The 20,585-nt window shown below is 66.9% G+C and carries 18 protein-coding genes; 10 read left to right on the forward strand and 8 right to left on the reverse strand.

What is annotated here, in order from left to right; genetic code table 11:
- Positions 1-85: 85 nt before the first annotated feature.
- Both ACZLHH_RS04960 and ACZLHH_RS04965 read right to left on the reverse strand, forming a co-directional pair.
- A complete protein-coding gene (locus ACZLHH_RS04960; RefSeq protein WP_049463504.1) occupies positions 86-1,471 on the reverse strand; it encodes a sensor histidine kinase in 1,386 nt (461 codons plus the stop codon).
- Complete coding sequence (locus ACZLHH_RS04965) at positions 1,449-2,132, reverse strand: response regulator transcription factor (RefSeq protein ID WP_478478758.1); 684 nt, start codon at positions 2,130-2,132, stop codon at positions 1,449-1,451. Before ACZLHH_RS04965 ends, ACZLHH_RS04960 begins: the two co-directional genes overlap by 23 nt.
- Before the next feature lie 152 nt (positions 2,133-2,284).
- Between ACZLHH_RS04965 and ACZLHH_RS04970 the strand changes: the two genes are divergently transcribed.
- Both ACZLHH_RS04970 and ACZLHH_RS04975 read left to right on the forward strand, forming a co-directional pair.
- On the forward strand, positions 2,285-3,463 hold the full coding sequence (locus tag ACZLHH_RS04970) for an efflux RND transporter periplasmic adaptor subunit (RefSeq protein WP_049463507.1): 1,179 nt from the start codon (positions 2,285-2,287) through the stop codon (positions 3,461-3,463).
- A 4-nt stretch (positions 3,464-3,467) separates the two neighbouring features.
- Entirely contained in the window at positions 3,468-6,569 is a 3,102-nt protein-coding gene (locus tag ACZLHH_RS04975) for an efflux RND transporter permease subunit (protein WP_049463509.1), read from the forward strand.
- Between the two features lie 269 nt (positions 6,570-6,838).
- On the opposite strand, the gene ACZLHH_RS04980 is transcribed toward ACZLHH_RS04975, so the two are convergent.
- Positions 6,839-7,243, reverse strand: a complete 405-nt coding sequence (locus ACZLHH_RS04980; protein WP_012510263.1) for a GFA family protein — start codon at positions 7,241-7,243, stop codon at positions 6,839-6,841.
- A 171-nt stretch (positions 7,244-7,414) separates the two neighbouring features.
- On the opposite strand from ACZLHH_RS04980, the gene ACZLHH_RS04985 reads away from it, so the two are divergent.
- A complete protein-coding gene (locus ACZLHH_RS04985; RefSeq protein ID WP_049463619.1) occupies positions 7,415-8,389 on the forward strand; it encodes an Lnb N-terminal periplasmic domain-containing protein in 975 nt (324 codons plus the stop codon).
- Entirely contained in the window at positions 8,389-10,410 is a 2,022-nt protein-coding gene (locus tag ACZLHH_RS04990; protein WP_049463618.1) for an esterase/lipase family protein, read from the forward strand. Before ACZLHH_RS04985 ends, ACZLHH_RS04990 begins: the two co-directional genes overlap by 1 nt.
- A gap of 38 nt (positions 10,411-10,448) precedes the next feature.
- Here the strand turns inward: ACZLHH_RS04990 and ACZLHH_RS04995 are convergent, their stop codons facing one another.
- Positions 10,449-11,870, reverse strand: a complete 1,422-nt coding sequence (locus ACZLHH_RS04995; protein ID WP_049463617.1) for an MFS transporter — start codon at positions 11,868-11,870, stop codon at positions 10,449-10,451.
- A 29-nt stretch (positions 11,871-11,899) separates the two neighbouring features.
- Between ACZLHH_RS04995 and soxR the strand changes: the two genes are divergently transcribed.
- Positions 11,900-12,334 (forward strand): redox-sensitive transcriptional activator SoxR, encoded by a 435-nt coding sequence (gene soxR / locus ACZLHH_RS05000; RefSeq protein WP_032127734.1) that lies wholly within the window; start codon positions 11,900-11,902, stop codon positions 12,332-12,334.
- Between the two features lie 73 nt (positions 12,335-12,407).
- Here the strand turns inward: soxR and ACZLHH_RS05005 are convergent, their stop codons facing one another.
- Positions 12,408-13,010 (reverse strand): short chain dehydrogenase, encoded by a 603-nt coding sequence (locus ACZLHH_RS05005; protein ID WP_049463616.1) that lies wholly within the window; start codon positions 13,008-13,010, stop codon positions 12,408-12,410.
- A gap of 100 nt (positions 13,011-13,110) precedes the next feature.
- On the opposite strand from ACZLHH_RS05005, the gene ACZLHH_RS05010 reads away from it, so the two are divergent.
- Positions 13,111-13,986, forward strand: a complete 876-nt coding sequence (locus ACZLHH_RS05010) for a LysR substrate-binding domain-containing protein (RefSeq protein ID WP_049463615.1) — start codon at positions 13,111-13,113, stop codon at positions 13,984-13,986.
- 59 nt (positions 13,987-14,045) lie between these two features.
- Here the strand turns inward: ACZLHH_RS05010 and proC are convergent, their stop codons facing one another.
- Both proC and ACZLHH_RS05020 read right to left on the reverse strand, forming a co-directional pair.
- Positions 14,046-14,867, reverse strand: a complete 822-nt coding sequence (gene proC / locus ACZLHH_RS05015; protein WP_049463614.1) for a pyrroline-5-carboxylate reductase — start codon at positions 14,865-14,867, stop codon at positions 14,046-14,048.
- Between the two features lie 18 nt (positions 14,868-14,885).
- Positions 14,886-15,563 carry a YggS family pyridoxal phosphate-dependent enzyme gene (locus tag ACZLHH_RS05020; protein ID WP_049400674.1) on the reverse strand — a complete coding sequence of 226 codons (678 nt, stop codon included), beginning with the start codon at positions 15,561-15,563 and terminating at the stop codon, positions 14,886-14,888.
- Positions 15,564-15,650: 87 nt separating this feature from the next.
- Between ACZLHH_RS05020 and ACZLHH_RS05025 the strand changes: the two genes are divergently transcribed.
- The 3 genes from ACZLHH_RS05025 to ACZLHH_RS05035 all read left to right on the forward strand — a co-directional run bounded on the left by ACZLHH_RS05025 (position 15,651) and on the right by ACZLHH_RS05035 (position 19,095).
- Positions 15,651-16,688: a type IV pilus twitching motility protein PilT gene (locus ACZLHH_RS05025; protein WP_006422551.1), complete on the forward strand. Its 1,038-nt coding sequence runs from the start codon at positions 15,651-15,653 to the stop codon at positions 16,686-16,688.
- A gap of 79 nt (positions 16,689-16,767) precedes the next feature.
- On the forward strand, positions 16,768-17,931 hold the full coding sequence (locus ACZLHH_RS05030; protein ID WP_049400675.1) for a PilT/PilU family type 4a pilus ATPase: 1,164 nt from the start codon (positions 16,768-16,770) through the stop codon (positions 17,929-17,931).
- A gap of 180 nt (positions 17,932-18,111) precedes the next feature.
- Complete coding sequence (locus ACZLHH_RS05035) at positions 18,112-19,095, forward strand: aldo/keto reductase (RefSeq protein ID WP_049463613.1); 984 nt, start codon at positions 18,112-18,114, stop codon at positions 19,093-19,095.
- 55 nt (positions 19,096-19,150) lie between these two features.
- On the opposite strand, the gene ACZLHH_RS05040 is transcribed toward ACZLHH_RS05035, so the two are convergent.
- On the reverse strand, positions 19,151-20,050 hold the full coding sequence (locus tag ACZLHH_RS05040; RefSeq protein ID WP_049463612.1) for a LysR family transcriptional regulator: 900 nt from the start codon (positions 20,048-20,050) through the stop codon (positions 19,151-19,153).
- A 303-nt stretch (positions 20,051-20,353) separates the two neighbouring features.
- Here ACZLHH_RS05040 and ACZLHH_RS05045 point away from each other — a divergent pair, with 303 nt between their 5' ends.
- Complete coding sequence (locus ACZLHH_RS05045) at positions 20,354-20,566, forward strand: DUF4287 domain-containing protein (RefSeq protein ID WP_049462135.1); 213 nt, start codon at positions 20,354-20,356, stop codon at positions 20,564-20,566.
- Positions 20,567-20,585: the final 19 nt, after the last annotated feature.

A 20,585-nucleotide genomic window follows, 5' to 3' on the forward strand; every position in this document is an offset into this window, starting at 1 on the left:
GAAGGGCGGTGACGGCGGATTATCCGGATGCCCGCCCTCAAATACAAATGATTCCCAAGTGCGATTGGGGCGCCCTGGCCCGGCGTCAGGGCAGGCCGTCCGTCGCGCCGCGGATGCTCATCCAGGCGCCGCCACCGGGGGCGCTGCCGGCGCGGACACGGAAGCCGTGCAGGCCGGCAATGGCGGCCACGATCGACAGGCCCAGGCCGAATCCAGGCCCCTGGCCGGCGCTGCTGCTGCCACGGAAGAAGCGCTGGTAGATCAGCGTGCGGTCCTGTGGCGGAATGCCCGGCCCGTTGTCGATCACATCGATCCTCGGGGCGCCGTGATCATCGACCGCACGCAGCAGGATGCGGCCGTGTGCAGGGGTGAACTGCAGGGCATTGGACAGCAGGTTGGCCAGCGCTTCGAACAGCAGCTCGCGGTCGCCACGCAGCGGGCCCACCTTCGGCTCCACCTGCAGCTCCAGCAATTGCTGCTTCTCTTCGGCCAGCGGCAGGTAGAACTGGTGCAGTTCCTGCAGCAGCTCGGTGACGTCGACCGCGTCGAAGGCCGAACGTCGCTGGTGGCTCTCCAGTTCCGACACCCGCAGCAGCGCGGCGAAGCGCGCCATCAGCATGTCAGTCTCGGCCAGCGCCTTGTCCAGTGGATCGGCATGTGGGTTCTGGTCGTCCAGGCCGACGCGCATGCGGTACAGATGCGCCCGCAGTCGGGTGAGCGGGGTGCGCAGATCGTGGGCGATGCTGTCGCACACGCCTTTGACCTCGGTCATCAGCTGTTCGATGCGTTCCAGCATTGCATTGACGATGCTCGACAGCCGATCGATCTCGTCGCGACGGCTGGACACCGGCAGGCGCTGGCCGAGGTCGCCGGCAACGATGCGGTTGGTGGCCGCTTCGATCTGCTGGATCCGTTTCAACGGGCGCCGGCGCAGCAGATGCCAGCCCACCAGGCCGGGAATGACGGTCAGCGACACGCCCCACAGCAGCGCATCGAGGATGATGCTGTTGACCGCCATGAGCTTGCCATTCTGGCGTACGAATACCAGCGTGCGGCCATCGCGGGTCACCACGCCGAGCGCACTGCCGCCGTTGTCGTGGCGGCCATCGGCCAGCGTCCAACCGTCCACCGCATGCGAGTTGCCATCCAGCGGCAGTCCCTCGGGGATCGCTGTCAGCGGACCCGCCATCGGCATGCCGGCTTTGTCGAACAACCCATAGGTATAGACCTGGTGCAGATCGAAGCGCTGGCTGTCGCGCAATGCTTCATCCAGTGCCGGGCCGTCGAAGCTCATGAACAGGTGCGCGCGCTGCTGCAGGCCTGATTCGGTCAGGTCACTGAGGTAATCCGAGATGCGCCAGTACATCACGCCCAGCAGCAGGCTCGACCACGCCACGAACAGGATGCAGTACAGGCCCAGCAGTCTGCTGCTGGAAGAGCGCCAGTGGTCAGGATTGCGCGTCGAAGACATAGCCGGTTCCACGGACGGTCATGATCGGCTGCGGTCGGCCGGGTTGTTCGATGCGTTTGCGCACGCGACCGATATGCACGTCGATCAGGTTGGTGCCCGGATCGAAGTGGTAGCCCCAGACTTCCTGGAACAGCATGCTGCGGGTGACCACCTGGCCGGCGTTGCGGACCAGGAATTCGAGCAGCTTGAACTCTGTGGGCAGCAGTGCAATCTCATGGCCACCGCGTCGCGCCGAACGGGTCATCAGGTCCAGTTCCAGGTCACCGGCGCGCAGCACGTTGTCGATGGCAGCGGCCTGGCCCTGGCGCCGGATCAGCACTTCCACGCGTGCGGCCATCTTATCGGAGGCGAAGGGCTTGGTCAGGTAGTCGTCGCCACCGGCGCGCAGGCCACGCACGCGTTCATCCACGTCCGACAGTGCGCTGATCATCAGCACCGGCGTGGTGATGCCTTCGCGGCGCAAGGTGGTGACCAGGGCCAGCCCGTCGATGCCGGGCAGCATGCGGTCCAGGGTGATCACCGCGTAGTCGCCTGCACGTGCCAGCGCCAGGCCGTTGCTGCCGTCGCTGGCCAGGTCCACGTCGAAGCCGTGGCTGCGCAGTTCGGTGGCGATCTCCTCGGCGGTGACAAGATCGTCCTCGATGGTGAGTACGCGCGGCATGGGCCAGTGTGCAGAGTGGGACAGGGGCATCCTCGCAATCGTGGGCAGCGACTGCAAATGAAAAATGTTTCATGCGCCATTTAGCAGGATCGTGCCGCCACGTCTTCTATATTCGGCGCCGAACGCTCCGCCACGCGTGGAACCTGCAGCCGATGATCCTTCCGAACCCCTCCCGTCCGTACCGTGCCTGGCGGCTGCCGCGAACCGCGGGCCTGCCGCTGCTGGCGCTCGCCCTGGTGGGGCTGCTCAGCGCCTGCGGCAAGGACGCGCCCAAGCCCGGCGCGACGACGCCTGAGGTGACGATACTGACCCTGCGCAGCCAGCCGCTGGCACTGCAGCAGGAACTGCCTGGGCGCAGCGTTGCCTCGCAGGAATCGGACGTGCGTCCGCAGGTGGATGGCGTGCTGGTGAAGCGGTTGTTCGAGCAGGGCCAGTGGGTGAAGGCCGGGCAGCCACTGTTCCAGATCGAGCCCGCGCTGTACCAGGCTGCGCTGAACGAGGCGCAGGCCAACCTGAAGACCGCCGAGGCCGCTGCGGTGACCGCGCGCCTGCGGGCGCAGCGCATGCAGGCGTTGGGCAAGGACCAGCTGGCCGCGCGCCAGGACGTGGACGATGCGATCGCCAGCGACCAGCAAGCTGCCGCCGCGGCGCAGGCCGCACAGGCCGCGCGTGACACGGCCAGCACACGGCTGGGGTTCGCCACGGTGACCTCGCCGATTGCCGGGCGCATCGGCCGCGCGCTGTTCACGCCGGGGGCGCTGGTCACCTCGGGCCAGGCCGATCCACTGGCACGGGTGCAGCAGATGGACCCGATGAACGTGGACATCACCCAGTCCAGCAATGAGTACCTGGCACTGCGCCGCGCCATCGCCGACGGTGGCGTGCAGGCCGATACAGCACCGGTGCGGCTGCGCCTGTCCGATGGCACCGACTACCCGCTGCCCGGCACGCTGGAATTCGCCGACGTGGACGTGCAGCAGGAGACCGGCAGCATCACCCTGCGGGCGCGTTTCCCCAACCCGGATGGGCAGCTGCTGCCAGGCATGTACGTGCGCGCGCTGGTGGGGCAGGGAACCCGCCAGCAGGCGCTGCTGGTGCCACAGGCTGCGGTCGACCGCAGCCCCAAGGGCGAGGCACAGGCGTGGCTGGTGGACAAGGACGGCAAGGCGCGGCTGCGCCTGTTCCGCACCGCGCGTGCGGTGGGCGACCAGTGGCTGGTCCTTGATGGCCTGGCCGCCGGCGAGCAGGTGGTGGTGGCCGGCGCGCAGGGCCTGGCCGATGGCATGACGGTGCGGGTGAAGCCGGCACCGGCACCGGCCGGGAAGGACTGAGCAGATGCTGCCGCGCTTCTTCATCCATCGCCCGGTATTCGCCTGGGTCCTGGCGATCTGCATCATGGCCTTCGGCACCATCGCGGTGACCCAGCTGCCGGTGGAGCAGTACCCGGACATCGCGCCGCCGCAGGTCAACATCACCGCCAACTACACCGGTGCCTCGGCGCAGACGGTGGAAGACAGCGTCACCCAGGTGATCGAGCAGCAGATCAAGGGCATCGACCACCTGCTGTATTTCTCGTCCACCAGTTCCTCGTCCGGGCAGGCGCGCATCACGGTCACCTTCGACCAGAGCGCCAACCCGGATATCGCCCAGGTGCAGGTGCAGAACAGCGTCAATCAGGCGATCAACCGGCTGCCGCAGGAAGTGCAGCAGCAGGGCGTGACGGTCGCCAAGTCGCAGGGCGATTCGCTGATGGTGGTCTCGCTGTACGACACCAGCCGGCGCATGGAGCGCGTGGACGTCTCCGATTTCCTTGTCAGCAATGTGCAGGATCCGATCAGCCGCATTCCCGGTGTCGGCGAGATCAACGTGTTCGGCTCGGCTTACGCAATGCGCGTGTGGCTGGACCCGCACAAGCTGCGCGCCTATGACCTGATGCCCTCGGACGTTCGCGCTGCGATCCAGGCGCAGAACACCCAGGTGACGGCGGGTGAGCTGGGCGCGATGCCGTCCAGCCCGACGCAGAGCCTCAACGCCACGGTCACCGCGCAGTCGCGCCTGCAGACCCCCGAACAGTTCCGCGCGATCATCCTGCGTACCCTGCCCAATGGCGCGGCGGTGTTGCTGGGCGACGTCGCACGGGTCGAGATCGGCGCAGAGAACTACCAGACCAGCAGCTATCTCAATGGCTATCCGGCGGCTGGCTTTTCGGTCACTCTGGCCTCCGGCGCCAATGCGTTGGCCACGGCCGATGCGGTGCGCGCGGAGATCGAGCGGCTGCAGCCGACTTTCCCGCCCGGCCTGCAGGTGGCCTACCCGCGTGACAGCACACCGTTCGTGCGGGTCTCGATCGAGGGGGTCATCCATACCCTGATCGAAGCCATCGTTCTGGTAGTGGTGGTGATGTTCCTGTTCCTGCAGAACCTGCGCGCCACGCTGATTCCGGCGATCACGGTGCCTGTGGTGCTGCTGGGCACGTTCGGCGTGCTGGCCGTTGCCGGATTCACCATCAACACACTGACCCTGTTCGCGATGGTGCTGGCGATCGGGCTGCTGGTCGACGATGCGATCGTGGTGGTGGAGAACGTGGAGCGCATCATCCACGACGAGCATCTGCCGCCGCGCGAAGCGACCGAAAAATCGATGGGCGAGATCACCGGCGCGTTGATCGGCATTACCGTGGTGCTCGGTGCGGTGTTCCTGCCGATGGCGCTGTTCGGTGGTTCCACCGGCATCATCTACCGGCAGTTCTCGATCACGATTGCATCTGCCATGGCATTGTCGGCGCTGGTGGCGCTGACGCTGACCCCGGCGCTGTGCGCGACCCTGCTCAAGCCGTCTTCGGCGCAGAAGCCACAGGGTCGTTTCTTCCGGGCGTTCAACCGGGGTGTCGAGCGCAGCCAGCTGGCCTACCAGGGAAAGCTCGGTGGCGTCGTTACCCGGCCGCGGCGCTGGATGGCGTTCTACCTGCTGCTGGTGGTCGCCATGGTCGCGCTGTACGCGCGCATGCCCACCGGCTTCCTGCCGGTGGAAGACCAGGGCCAGGTTACCTTCCAGTTCTCCACGCCGGAAGGTACGCCGATGGCGCGTACCGAAGCATTGGGCGAGCAGATCAGCCGCTACTTCATGGAGCACGAGAAGCAGAACCTGGATGTGGTGTTCGTGGTGGTCGGCCGCAACAATGCCGGCACCGGCCAGAACGCCGGGCAGGGCTTCCTCGCCCTGAAGCCCTGGGATGAGCGCACGGGCGACAACACCGCCGCGGCGATCATCACGCGTGCCAATGCCTACTTCCGCAGCTTGCCGGATGCCAAGGTCAATGTACTGGCACCGCCGGCGGTGCGTGGACTGGGCCAGTCCAGCGGCTTCGAACTGTGGCTGCAGGACACCAGCGCGGCCGGGCGCGTGGCCCTGCAGGCAGCGCAGGAACAGGTGGTGCGTGCGGCCGGCGAAGACGACGTGCTCACCTCGGTGCGCTTGAACGGTCTGGGCGACAAGGCCGAGCTGCGGCTGGACATCGACCACGCCCAGGCCAGCGCGCTGGGCCTGGCCCAGGCCGACATCAATTCAACGTTGTCGGCGGCGTGGGGCGGGAGCTACATCAATGACTTCCTCGACCGTGGCCGGGTCAAGCGGGTCTACATGCAGGGCGACCAGCCCTACCGCAGCGTGCCCGACGACATCGGCCAGTGGTATGTGCGCGGTGGCAACGGCCAGATGGCGTCGTTCGCCAGTTTCGCCAGCAGCCACTGGGCACGCGGGCCGCAGCTGCAGCAGCGCTTCAATGGCCTGCCGGCGATGCAGATCCAGGGCAGCGCCGCCGAAGGCCGCAGCTCGGGCGAGGCGATGCAGCGCATGCAGGCGCTGGTTGCCGATCAACCCGGGTTCGACCTGCAGTGGAGTGGCCTGTCCTACCAGGAACAACTGGCCAGCAACCAGACGTTGTGGCTGTACATCGTCTCCATTGCCTTCATCTTCCTGTGTCTGGCAGCGCTCTATGAGAGCTGGACGGTGCCGGTGGCAGTGGTGCTGGTGATCCCATTGGGCGTGATTGGTACGGTGCTGGCGACCACCGCGGCCGGGTTCGTCAACGACATCTACTTCCAGGTGGGTCTGCTGACGACCATCGGCCTGTCGGCCAAGAACGCGATCCTGATCGTGGAGTTTGCCGAGGCACGCTATCGCGCTGGTAGTTCAGCGGTGGAAGCGGCCCTGCAGGGCGCACGCCTGCGCCTGCGCCCGATCGTGATGACATCTCTGGCCTTCGTGGCCGGTGTGATTCCATTGGCGCTGGCCACCGGTGCGGGTGCGGCCAGCCGCCGCGAAATCGGCATGAGCGTGATCGGCGGCATGGTCTCCGGCACCGTGCTGGCGGTGGTGCTGGTGCCGCTGTTCTTCGTGCTGGTGCGCCGCCTGGGCCGGTCACGGCCGCAGGACTGAGGGGGGCGCGGCTGTCATCTGGCTGCCGCAGCGCCCTCACCCGTTCTTTGCCCAGGTGCCGCTAGCGTAGGTCGTCCCCGTCCCCCACGGAGACCTGCCATGTGGCTGCTCGATCATCTCTGGCCCGGCCGCAGACCTGTTCCTTCCCCGGTCGCCACCGAACCGCAGGCGACGCCCCGCCGGCCCTGGCTGAAGCGCCCGGTGCGGGCAGGCCGCAGCGGCATGGCCCCCTGGCAGAAGGTTGCCGCACCGCCACGGCGCACGCGCCACTAACCGGTGCGGTCTGCGGGATGGTTGACCCCATCATTGACCGGGATCACACCCAGCGCGAACGGGTCGATGCCTTCCAGGCAGGCCACGTTGTAGCCGTACTGTTCCGGGTTGGAGCGGCGCCGGTGATGGGTGTAGATGCCGCACACGCCACAGAAATAGTGCTCGGCCACATGGGTGTTGAACTGGTACAGCTGCAGGTGGTTCTGCCCGCGCACCACCTGCAGGCCCGCGCGGCTGACGCTGGCGGCAATGGCCCCCCGGCGCCGGCACATCGAGCAGTCGCAGCGGCGGGGTTCGACAATACCGTCCGGCAGGTCCAGCAGCAGTTCGACCGTGCCGCAGTGGCAGGTGGCTCGGTGCCGGGGTTGGACCGGAACGCCGGCCACGGAAGTGATGCCCATCGTTGCTCCTGTGAAGTGAACCTGGCCGCAGAGGCCGCCGCCGACGGTGCGCCGCCCAGCCTGAACGGTCCGTAGATGCCACGGTGAACCCGCTTGTGGCTAACTATGCGGCTTCGAGACCGCGACAGGATGCCAGTGAACGCCGCAGGACGTTGGACGACAGGGAGTGCCATGGCGCTGGCGGCGCTGTGGGTGAGCGGGCTGCTGGCCTACCAGCTGCCGGGGCCGGGTTGGCTGGCCACCGGCGTGGCCGTGCTGTGGCTGCTGGTGGCGCTGTGGGCGTCGTGGCGGGTCGCGCGGGGACGTGCCTCCCGCCGCCTCGGCACGGCCTTCGGTGTGGCGCTGGCGTTGGCCGGCCTGTGGTGGCTGCTGCTGACCCCGCGCCAGGACCGCGTATGGGCCGACGACGTGGCCCAGCGCCTGCATGTGGTGTCCTTCGACGGGCGCCATGTGGTGCTGGACAACGTGCGCGACTTCACCTGGCGCAGCGAAACCGACTACGACGCGCACTGGGTGCGCCGCGAATACGACCTGGACCAGCTGCGCTCGGCCGACCTGGTGCTGTCGTACTGGATGGGCCCGGCGATCGCCCACACGCTGATCTCGTTCGGTTTCGAGGATGGTCGCCACGTGGTGTTCTCGCTGGAGATCCGCAAGGAGCGCGGTGAGTCGTTCTCCGCGCTGGGCGGCTTCTTCCGCAAGTTCGAGATGACCCTGGTGGCTTCGGAGGAGACCGACATCATCCGCACCCGCACCAACGCGCGTGGCGAAGATGTCTACCTGTACCGCCTGCATGGCATGGACCGCGCGCAGCTGAAGGAACTGTTCGCCGCGTACATCGAACAGGCGCGTGAACTGGATGCCAAGCCGGGCTTCTACAACACGCTGACCAGCAACTGCACGACCATCGTCTTCGACCTGGCCCGCCACATCGCACCGCGCCTGCCGTTGGACTATCGGCTGCTGCTGTCCGGCTATCTGGCCGAGTACGCGCAGGAGGTCGGTGCACTCACGCCGGGCGTGCCGTACACCGAGCTGCACGACAAGGGCCGCATCACCCAGCGCGCATTGGACCTGGGTGATGGCGAGCATTTCTCCACCGTGATCCGCCAGGGCGTGCCCGGCACCGAGCAGGACCCGCAGTAATGACCCAACTCTTTCTGACCCGCTGGCAGCGCCTGCTGCCGGTGTTGTTCGCCGCCTTCCTGCTGCTGGGCAGCAGCGGCTGCGCGATGGTCACCGTCAAGCAGGTCAAATCCAGTGATTCACTGGTCAACAAGCGCGCGGATGTGCTCAACACTGGCAAGCTCAGCCCCGCCGCGCGTGAAACGCTCAGCGCAGCGGGCCTGGACGAATCGCAGTGCGAGAAGGACTTCCTGGTCTGCCGCAGCACGTTGCTGATGACCGACGACCTCAATGTCGAGCAGCGGCTGTCGGCGCTGTCCGAGCTGTGGGTGAAGGCTGCATTGGCGATGACGCCGAAGAAGACCGCCGCAGGCGACCCGCCGATGAGCGATGCGGCATTGGATGCCTGGCTGGAAGCCGCGCGCTATGCCTATGCCTACCTGTTCTACAGTGGCCGCTCACCGTCCGACCGGGCCTTCGAGGACCGCCAGACGCAGGTGCGCGACTACTACAACTACGCGGCCGAGAAGGCGGCGGTGGTGCTGTTCGTGCGCGCACGTGCCGCTGCGCTGGCCGGCGAGGACTACACGAAGCCGCTCACGGTCGGTAGCTGGTCGCTGGCCTCCAACTACCAGCAGCTGGGTCTGAAGAGCATTCCGGCGCAGCTGGTGCCAGCGGGAACGGTCAGCTTCGTTGGCCTGCGCAGCACCTATCGCCGCGATGGCTTCGGTGCCGAACTGGTGATGGTGATGGACCCGCCGAAACTGGTCGCGCCAGTGATCGCGCCCGACGGCCCGAAGGCTGAAACCGCGCAGGACGACGAGGACGACGAGCGTCGTGGCCGCCGCCACCGCCATGACGATTCGGTGCCCGAGTTCAGTGAGATGTCCTCGATCAACGTCACCGCACTGCTGCGGTTCGAGGGCAGTAGCCTGGAAGACGTGATGCGCACGCGCCGGGTCGAGCTGGATGCCTATTCGCCGGAAGCGACCGAGCGCATCACTCTGCACGGTGAGCAGGTACCGCTGGCCGGCAACTTCACTGCCGCCTACGGCCTATGGCTGGCGCAGAGTGGCTTCGCCCGGCAGTCGCTGCGTACCCTGTTCGGTATGAGCGAGGGCATCGGCGAGCCGCACATCTACCTGATGCAGCCGTGGGACCCGAACCGCCGCATCATCTTCATGCTGCACGGCCTGGCCAGCAGCCCGGAAGCGTGGGTGAACCTGGCCAACGAGATCATGGGTGACCCCGAGCTGCGCCAGCAGTTCCAGGTGTGGCAGGTCTATTACCCGACCAATGCGCCGATCGCGCTGAACCGCTACGAGATCGCCAATGCATTCAACGACACGCTGAAGCATTTCGATCCCAATGGCAGCACGCGTGCGTCGAAGGACATGGTCTACATCGGTCACAGCATGGGCGGCGTGCTGGCGCGCCTGCTGGTGAGCGATTCCGGCGATGTACTGTGGAACGACCTGCTGGCCAACTACGACCTGAAGGGGGAACGGCTGAAGCGGGTGCAGAACAAGCTGGGTCCGCTGCTGCATTTCAAGGCGCAGCCGAACGTGGAGCGTGCGATCTTCATCGCCGCGCCGCACCAGGGCACCGACATTGCCGGCAACAAGGTCGGTCGCCTGATCGGTCGCTTGGTACGCCTGCCGCTGACAATCCTCGGCAAGTTCGAGGACGTGTTCATGGCGCTGGCGCAGGCCGAGCAGCAGGTCGATGGCACCGCCAAGCCGAAGATCCCGAACAGCATCGACAACCTCAAGGCCAGCGATCCGTTCGTGAAGGCCGCCGCACAGCTGCCGATTGAGGCGGGCCTGAAGTACCACTCGATCATCGCCCAGCGCAAACCCGAGCTGCCGGTGGAGAAATCCGATGATGGGCTGGTGCCGTACTGGAGCGCACATCTGCCGGGCGCGCTGTCGGAGAAGGTGATCATCTCCGGCCACAGCGTGCAGGAAACCCCGCAGGCGGTGCTAGAGGTGAGGCGCATCCTGCACCGGGATATCGATGACATGGGGACGGGTACCCGGTAGCGCCGGCCGCTGGCCGGCAATCCCGCAATGCGCCGGTGCTACACCCGCCGCGCGATTACCGTGGCCAGCAGCGCCAGGCCGAAGGTGATCGCCAGGCACAGCAGGTAGCCGGTGTGTGGCGCGGCTTCCACGAACAGCGCGAACAGTGCACCGGAAACCGCCAGTGCGGTGGTCACCGACAGCGCCTCGCTCAGCTGCAGTGCCGAGGTGTTGGCACCCTGCTCGTGCGGTGCGGACAACGACAGCGTCAGCACCGACAGGCTGGCGTAGATCATGCCCATGCCGAAGCCGGTCATGGCCCAGCCGACCAGGGCCACCGGCAGCGGCACTGCGTTGAACAGCACGGCCAGTGTGGCGGCGATACCGATCGTCATCAGCGGTGTGCCAACGCGCAGCAGCTGCTGGCGTGACCAGCCGCGCTGCTGGTGGCCCTGCAGCCAGGAGCCGGCGAACCAGCCCAGTGCACCGAGGCTGAGCACCGCGCCGGCCCAGCTGGGCGAGAGCCCGCGTTCGCGCTGCAACAGCAGTGGCAGGTAGGCCTCACAGGCGAAGAATGCGGCCGCCGCGACGCCGCGCAGCGCGATCACGCTGGGCAACCCGCGGCGCAGCAGCAACGTGCCGGCTGGCAACAGGCGGTGCACGCAGAACAGCAGCGCCAGCATGGCCACGCCGATGCAGAGCAGCGCAGGCAGGCCCTGCTGCTGGCCGCCGAAGTAGAGCAGCAGCGCCGCCAACGAAGCACCGCTGGCCCAGCGCACCACGTTGCCGCGTCCATCGTCGCTGCTGGCAGCATCAGTGGGCTGCATGCGTGCCAGTGCAGGGCGCAGCAGCAGCGCGGCCGGGACCGCCAGTAGCGGCACCGCCAGGAATACCCAACGCCAACCGAGGTGCTGCACGATCAGGCCGCTCAGTGCCGGGCCGATCATCGACGGCACCACCCAGCCGGCGGAGAACGCGGCGAATACCTTCGGGCGCAGGTGTTCGGGATAGCTGCGGCCAACCATCACGTACAGCGAGACCGAGATCGCGCCTGCGCCCAGGCCCTGTAGCAGGCGCCCGGCCACCAGCATGCCCATGCGCATGGCGAAGCCGGCCAGCAGCAGGCCCAGCACGAAGCAGCCCAGGCCATACCACAGCGGCCGAGCTGGTCCCTGGCGGTCGGCCCAGCGTCCGGCCAGGGTCATGCCGATGACACTGGTGGCCAGGGTGCCGCCAAAGGCCAGCGCATACAGGCGCAGGCCATCCAGCGCCTCGGCCACGGTCGGCATGGCGGCCGCCACCGCCAGGGCCTCGAAGGCATGCAGCGCCACCAGTGCCACCATGCCGATGGTGGTGGCGCGATAGCGGGGAGACAGGATCGACGTATCAGCCGGCGCACGGGCGTCGGCGGGCGAAAGAGTGGGGGACATACGAGTCAGATGCGGGCCGCGCTTGTCAACTGGCGGCGAAGATAGCAGCATGCCACCTCAACTGCAGTTTAGGTCAAGCAATGGTTTCCCAGGAACTCAGCGTTGGCGAAGTCTCCCAGCGCAGTGGCGTGGCGGTTTCCGCGCTGCATTTCTACGAGCGCAAGGGGCTGATCAGTAGCCTGCGCACCTCGGGCAACCAGCGGCGCTACAGCCGTGACGTGCTGCGACGGTTGGCCGTGATCCGCGTCGCGCAACGGGTGGGCATGCCACTGGAAGCTGTCGGCCGTGCCTTCGAAAGCCTGCCCGAGGGCCGCGCGCCGACCAAGGCCGACTGGGCCAAGCTGTCCGCGCGCTGGCGCACCGAGCTGGAGGAGCGCATCCACATGCTGGAACTGCTGCGCGATGAACTGACCGGCTGCATCGGCTGCGGCTGCCTGTCGCTGCAGCGCTGCCGCCTGGCCAACCCCGAAGACGTCCTCGGCGAACGCGGCGACGGCCCGATGCGCTGGGAGTGACCCGCGAAAAGGGGACGGAGGGGATTATGTCGTTTGTGCATTAACGACTTAATCCCCTCCGTCCCCTTTTTTCTTACCAGACCGTGATCGCCTCGCCGCTCTGGATGCCTTCCACCGCGCGCTGGAAGGCCAGCGCCGCGCGCTGCGCGCTCACCGCTTCGAAGCCTGGGAAATAGGGGCCGTAAGCCGCCATCGATTCGATCAGCACGTTCGGGCTGACCACGTTGATGCGCAGGCCACGCGGCAGCAGCTCCAACGCGGCGGCACGCACGAAGCCTTCCAGTGCGGCATTCACCGAGGTGGCGTTGACGCCATCGCGGATCGGCTGTGCGCTGACGATGCCGCTGGTCAGGGTGATCGAGCCGCCGGCGTTGAGGTGGTGCTGGGCGACCAGTGCCAGCCGCACCTGGCCCAGCAGCTTGTCCTGCAGGCCGAGGTTGAACTGCTCGGGTGTCATGTCCTTCAGCGGACCGAAGTGCAGCTTGCCAGCGGTGGAGATCACTGCATCGACCGGACCGGTGCGCGCGAAAAGTTCGGCGACGCTGGCGTCGTCTGTCAGGTCGACGCGCAGCTCACCGCTGTTGCGGCCGGCGGCGAGGATCTGATGCTGCTGGCCGAGCTGGTGGGCGACTGCCTGGCCGAGGGTGCCGCTGGCACCGACGAGGAGGATCTTCATGGCCGTTCCTTGCGAGAGGGGGAATGAGCGCAGTCTGCGCCCTCACAGTGGGGTTAGGTAAGCGGCGTATGCTTCGCAGATTCCTAACTCTGGATTAGCAATGGATACCCTTCGCTGCATGCAGGCCTTCGTCGCCGTGGCCGAGTCCGGGAGCTTTGCAGGAGCTGCCGAACAGCTGCAGGTGTCGGCGGTGATGGTCGGCAAGTACATCCAGCAACTGGAGGCGCACCTGGGTACCGCGCTGCTGCAACGGAACACCCGCCGCCAGCGCCTGACCGAAGCCGGCAGCGCCTACCTGGCCGGGTGCCGGCAGGTGCTGGAGCAGGTGCAGCAGGCGGAGGCCGATGTGGCCGGCCTGCAGGTACAGCCGCGTGGCCTGTTGCGGGTCAGCGCGCCCACCACCTGGGGCAGCTGCGTGCTGGCGCCGCAGCTGGCCGGCCTGCTGCGCGCGCAGCCGCAGTTGAATATCGAGCTTGACCTGAGCAACCGCCGCGTGGACCTGATCGAGGATGGCTTCGACGTGGCAATCCGCGTTGGGCCGCTGCCATCGCAGGAGGTGGTGGCGCGGCCGCTGCCGCCGTATGCAATGAGCCTGTGCGCGGCACCGTCCTATCTGCGCCGGCGTGGCACGCCGCGCACCCCTAGGGATCTGGCCGGGCATGACTGCCTGAGCCACTTGGCCTGGCGCGGCGGCCATGGCTGGCAGCTGGCCAACGGCGAACAGGTGGACTGGGAGGCGCGGCTGACCTGCAATGATGGTGTCGCGTTGCGCGAGGCCGCCGTGGCCGGCGCAGGGCTGGTGCTGCAGCCGACCGCGCTGCTGGCCGGCGAGATCGCGGCCGGGCGGTTGAAGCCCCTGCTGCGCGACTACCTGCCGGAACCGCGGCCGATGCACCTGATCTACCTGCCGGATCGACGGCCGCGTCCGCGCTTGCAGTGTTTCGTCGATTTCGTCATGGCCACATTGGGGCAGTGAACATCCACGCCATGCGTGGATGATGGTAGGTGCCGACCGTTGGTCGGCACACATCGGGATCAATCATTCGCCGCAGACAGTTCCTGCCCACGCACCTGCGCGGCGCGCAGCGCCGTATCCACCAGCGCCTCGAAACCACCGGCCTGGAAGCTCTCGATCGCGGCCTGGGTGGTGCCGTTCGGCGAGGTCACGCGACGGCGCAGCTCGGCCGGGCTTTCGCCGGCTTCATCGAGCATGCGCGAGGCACCCAGCAGGGTCTGCACCACCAGCGTGCGCGCCGCTTCTGCAGGCAGGCCCTGTGCGATACCCGCCGCTTCCATCGCTTCGGCCAGCAGGAACACATAGGCCGGCCCACTGCCGGAGACCGCGGTGACCGAATCCATCAGCGACTCGCTGTCGATCCACACCGTGCGCCCGGCACTGGCCAGCACCTGTTCGGCGCGTGCGTGCTGCTGCGCGTCCACCGACGCGGTGGCGTACAGGCCGGTCACGCCGGCGCCGAGCAGGGCCGGTGTGTTCGGCATCGCGCGCACCACCGGAAGATTGCCGCCCAGCCAGCGTTCAAGCTGCGTGCTGGTGATGCCGGCGGCAATGGACACCACCAGCGGCTGGTTCGCCTGCGCCAGCGCCTGCAGCGACTGGCACACATCGCGCAGCACCTGCGGCTTCACCGCCAGCAGCCAGGTGCGGCCGTGCGCGGCGGCATCGGCGGCGTTGTCGTGCACCTGCACGCCGAAGTCGGCAGCCAGTGACTCGCGCAGTGCGGCCACCGGTTCGGCCACGTGGATGTGTGCGGCAGGCACGCCCTGGCGGATCAGGCCGGCGATCAGGCTGCGGGCCATGTTGCCGCCGCCGATGAAGGTGATGGAATCAGCTGCCATGGAAGTCTCCTTGGAAAATCAGGCCGGGCCCGGGCGGGCGCCGAACAGGGCGGTGCCGATGCGCACCAGGGTGGCACCCTCGGCGATGGCTTCGGCGTAGTCGCTGCTCATGCCCATCGACAGCGTGTCGATCCGCGCGTGCTGGGCAGCCAGCGACTGGAAAAGTGTGCGCATGCGCACGAATGCATCCCGACGGCGCTCCGCTTCCGGCCACGGTGCGGGAATCGCCATCAGGCCACGCAGGCGCAGGCTGGGTTCGGCGGCAATCGCGGCGGCCAGTGCATCCACTTCTTCCGGTGCACAGCCATGCTTGCTGGATTCATCGTCGATGTTGACCTGGATCAGTACGTTCAGCGGGCCACGCGCGGCCGGGCGATGGCGTGCCAGCGCGGTCACCAGCTTGGAACGGTCCACGCTCTGCACCCAGTCGAAATGGCTGGCCACGGCCTCGGCCTTGTTCGACTGCAGGTGGCCGATCAGGTGCCATTCCAGCGCCAGGTGCTGCAGCGCCTGCATCTTGGCCAGTGCTTCCTGCACGTAGTTCTCGCCGAAGGCGTGCTGGCCCTGTGCGGCCAGCGCGGCCACGGCCTCGGCCGGCTGGGTCTTGGACACCGCCAGCAGGCGTGGGTCGGGCCTGCCAGCGGCCTCGGCGGCGGCGTGCAGGTTGCTCAGGATCTGGGGCAGGGGAGTGGCCACGTAACGCGTTCCGTTGAATCAGGAGGCTATACTGCCGCCCGGGGAAAGATCCTTCCAGTCGAAGCCGTTATTGGGGAGTAGCCGCTCATGGATATCGCCGAGCTGTTGGCGTTTTCCGTAAAGAACAAAGCGTCCGACCTGCACCTGTCCGCAGGCCTGCCGCCGATGATCCGCGTGGACGGCGACGTGCGCCGGATCAACATCCCAGCCTTGGACCACAAGCAGGTCCACGCGCTGGTGTACGACATCATGTCCGACAAGCAGCGCCGCGATTACGAGGAATTCCTCGAAGTGGACTTCTCCTTCGAGATCCCGTCGCTGGCGCGCTTCCGTGTCAACGCGTTCAACCAGAACCGCGGCGCCGGTGCGGTGTTCCGTACCATTCCGTCCGAGGTGCTCACCCTCGAGGACCTGGCCTGCCCGCCGTTGTTCCGCGAAGTGATCCAGCAGCCGCAGGGCCTGATCCTGGTGACCGGCCCGACCGGCTCGGGCAAGTCGACCACGCTGGCGGCGATGATCGACTACATCAACAAAAACGAATACGGCCACATCCTCACCGTCGAGGATCCGATCGAATTCGTGCACACCTCGCAGAAGTGCCTGATCAACCAGCGCGAAGTGCACCGCGATACGCATGGCTTCAACGAAGCGCTGCGCTCGGCACTGCGTGAAGACCCGGACATCATCCTGGTCGGCGAACTTCGTGACCTGGAAACCATCCGCCTGGCACTGACCGCCGCGGAAACCGGCCACCTGGTGTTCGGCACTCTGCACACCAGCTCGGCGGCCAAGACCATCGACCGTATCATCGACGTGTTCCCGGCCGGCGAAAAGCCGATGGTGCGTTCGATGCTGTCCGAATCGCTGCGTGCGGTGATCTCGCAGGCGCTGCTGAAGAAGGTCGGTGGCGGGCGTACCGCTGCGTGGGAAATCATGGTCGGCACCCCGGCCATCCGCAACCTGATCCGCGAGGACAAGGTGGCGCAGATGTACTCGGCGATCCAGACCGGCCAGCAGTACGGCATGATGACCCTGGACCAGCACCTGCAGGACCTGGTCAAGCGCAGCCTGATCACCCGCAACCAGGCCCGCGACTACGCCAAGGACAAGCGCCTGTTCGAGTAAGGCGGGGCCGCAACGGGACGGCGTGCGCCAGTGCGCCGCCGTTTCCGCGCCGTTTCCGCCTCCGACCGTTTCCTGGTACATGCCCCATTGGGAGCCCGCCGTGAACACCACCGCGACCACCATCGATTTCACTTCGTTCCTCAAGCTGATGGCGCACCAGCGCGCCTCGGACCTGTTCATCACCGCGGGCATGCCGCCGGCGATGAAGGTCAACGGCAAGATTTCGCCGATCACGCAGACACCACTGACCCCGCAGCAGAGCCGCGACCTGGTCCTGAACGTGATGACCCCGGCGCAGCGCGAGGAATTCGAGAAGACCCACGAGTGCAACTTCGCCATCGGCCTGTCCGGCGTCGGCCGCTTCCGCGTGAGCTGCTTCTACCAGCGCAACCAGGTCGGCATGGTGCTGCGTCGCATCGAGACGCGCATTCCGACCGTGGAAGAGCTGAGCCTGCCGCCGATCATCAAGACGCTGGCGATGACCAAGCGCGGCATCATCCTGTTCGTCGGTGCCACCGGTACCGGTAAATCGACCTCGCTGGCGGCGATGATCGGTTACCGCAACCAGAACTCGACTGGCCACATCATCACCATCGAAGACCCGATCGAATTCGTGCACAAGCACGAGGGCTGCATCATCACCCAGCGCGAAGTCGGCATCGATACCGACAGCTGGGAAGCCGCGTTGAAGAACACCCTGCGCCAGGCGCCGGACGTGATCATGATCGGCGAGGTGCGTACCCGCGAAGGCATGGACCACGCCATCGCGTTCGCGGAAACCGGCCACCTGGTGCTGTGCACCCTGCATGCCAACAACGCCAACCAGGCGATGGACCGCATCGTCAACTTCTTCCCGGAAGACCGCCGCAACCAGCTGCTGATGGACCTGTCGCTGAACCTCAAGGGCGTGGTCGCGCAGCAGCTGGTGCCGTCGCCCGATGGCCGCTCGCGCAAGGTGGCGATGGAGATCCTGCTGGGCACGCCGCTGGTGCAGGACTACATCCGCGACGGCGAGATCCACAAGCTGAAGGAAGTGATGAAGGACTCGGTCCAGCTGGGCATGAAGACCTTCGACCAGAGCCTGTTCGAGCTGTACCAGGCGGGCGAGATCAGCTACGAGGACGCACTGCGCTACGCCGATTCGCAGAACGAAGTGCGCCTGCGCATCAAGCTCAGCCAGGGCGGCGACGCCCGCACCCTGTCGCAGGGGCTGGATGGCGTGGAGATCTCCGAGATCCGGTGACCTGGGTATTCCGTAGCGTCGAGCCTGCTCGACTGTTCTTGTCGAGTCGAGCAAGCTCGACGCTACGGGCGGGCGGCTCCGCGCATTGATGAATTCCAGTCATGACCAACTGCAATGCTGCCCATTCAATCCGTGGGCTCTGCAGGCGTATCGTCAGCGCTCCCCCTCTGGAGCACGACGATGCAGACACGTGAACTCGGCCGCAGTGGCCTGAAGGTTTCCGCCCTCGGCCTGGGCTGCATGGGCCTGAGCCATGGCTACGGCCAACCGGTGGAGCGGGGCCAGGGCATCGCCCTGCTGCAGGCCGCCGTCGAGCGTTGCGTGACCTTCTTCGACACCGCCGAAGTGTACGGCCCTTACACCAACGAAGACCTGCTCGGCGAGGCGCTGGCGCCGTACCGCGACAGGCTGGTGATCGCCACCAAGTTCGGCTTCAAGGATGCGCGCGTCGATACCGGGCTGGACAGCCGTCCCGAGAACATCCGCGCGGTGGCCGAGGCCAGCCTCAAGCGCCTGCGCACCGACCATATCGACCTGTTCTACCAGCACCGCGTCGACCCCAACGTGCCGATCGAAGATGTCGCTGGCACCGTTCGCGACCTGATCGCCGAGGGCAAGGTAGGCCACTTCGGCCTGTCCGAGGCCAGCGCCGCGACCGTTCGCCGTGCGCATGCGGTGCAGCCAGTGGCCGCCGTGCAGAGCGAGTACTCGCTGTGGTGGCGTGAGCCGGAGCGCGAACTGTTGCCGACGTTGCAGGAACTGGGCATTGGTTTCGTGCCCTTCAGCCCGCTCGGCCGTGGCTTCCTGACCGGCGCGATCAACGCCGATACCACCTTCGACGCCAACGACTTCCGCAACACCGTACCGCGTTTTGAAGTGGAGGCGCGTCGTGCCAACCAGGCGCTGGTTGACCGCATCAGCACGATCGCTGCCGCACGTGGCGCGACGCCGGCGCAGGTAGCGCTGGCTTGGCTGCTGGCGCAGGCACCGTGGATCGTGCCGATTCCGGGCACCACCAAGATCCATCGCCTGGAAGAAAACCTGGGCGCGGCCGACCTGCAGCTGGCGCCGGAGGAGCTGCAACGCATCGCGCAGGCGCTGGATGAAGTGTCGATTGTCGGTGAGCGCTACAACGCGCAGCGCGCGGCGCAGGCCAAGGGCTGACCGCCAGGTGGGTGCGGACCGTTGGTGGTGGGTGCGGACCGTTGGTCCGCACTCCTCAACTCCCCATCGGCCCGCGCAGCGCATCAAGCACCGTCCGCATCGCCACGGTGACGTGGCGGCGTGACGGGTAATACGCGTAGTAGCCATCGAAGTGCGGGCACCAATCGTCCAGCACGGATTGCAGGCGGCCATCGTCCAGCATCGGCTGCACCTGGTCTTCCGGCAGCCAGGCCAGCCCGCTGCCGGCCAGTGCAGCCGCGCGGGTCATGCCCATGGTGTTGAAGGTCCACTGACCGGTCACGCGCACGCTCAGTTCGTTGCCGTCCTGGCCGAAATCCCACGGCATCAGTCCGCCATGCGTAGGCAGGCGCAGGGTGATGCAGTTGTGGTTGGCCAGGTCGTGCGGATGCCGTGGCACCACATGCTGGCGGAAGTAGCTGGGCGCACCGACCACGCGCATGCGCAGCGGTGGGCTGACCGGTACCGCGATCATGTCGCGCGCCAACCGTTCGCCGAGGCGGATGCCGATGTCGTAGCGCTCGGCGACGATGTCGGCCAGCCCGTAGTCTGCAGCCAGTTCCACCTTCAGGTCCGGGTACTGCTGCAGCAATGGCGCCAACCGCGGCCAGGCGATGTATTCGGCGGCATGGCCGGTGGCATTGATGCGGATGGTGCCGGCCGGGCGTTCGCGGTACTCGGCCAGTGCGGCCAGTTCGTCCTCGATCTCGGCCAGGCGCGGGGCGAGGGTCTCGAGCAGGCGCGCACCGGCTTCGGTGGTGGACACGCTGCGGGTGGTGCGGGTCAGCAGGCGCACGCCGAGGCGCTCTTCCAGGCCGCGCATGGCATGGCTGAGCGCGGACTGGGAGACACCCAGCTGGGCGGCGGCCCGGGTGAAGCTGCCTTCGCGGGCAACGTGGACGAAGGCCTGCAGGTCGTTGAGATTTTCACGGGGCATGACGGGATGATACGGCCGGGCTGCGCCCGGCACCCGCCGAAACAACGTCAATGGCAACGTCAAAAGCTGGCTTCCTGAGGGGAGGCGGGGTGGCTCAGGTTGCGGGGGACGGCGCAAGTACGTCCATGTAGCCTCGGTCGCGCCATCCATGGCGCTCACGCCCCCGCAACCTGAGCCGCCCCGCCTTCGACAATTTCCCGCGAGCTGTTGGAACGGCTCCGACCCCATTCTGTGTAGGCGTGTGGGGATGTCGATTTCAGGGACTGTGGTTCGTCGAATGAATGACTTCAACGGGAGCTGCACATGAGCGCTGACACCAAGCCGAAAGGCCCGGCCTCGTACTTCCCCTCCATCGAGAAGACCTACGGTCAGCCGGTGGCGCACTGGTTCGGGCTGCTGGCGGGCAAGAAGGGCCTGAAACACATGGAACTGGTCAGCTTCCTTAAAAGCGAGCATGGGCTGGGCCATGGCCACGCCAACGCGCTGGTGGCGCACCATCTGGCCGGAAAGGGCTGAGCAGGCAACCCGGCGCTGA

This window comes from Stenotrophomonas sp. 28608_Sma, assembly GCF_056486185.1.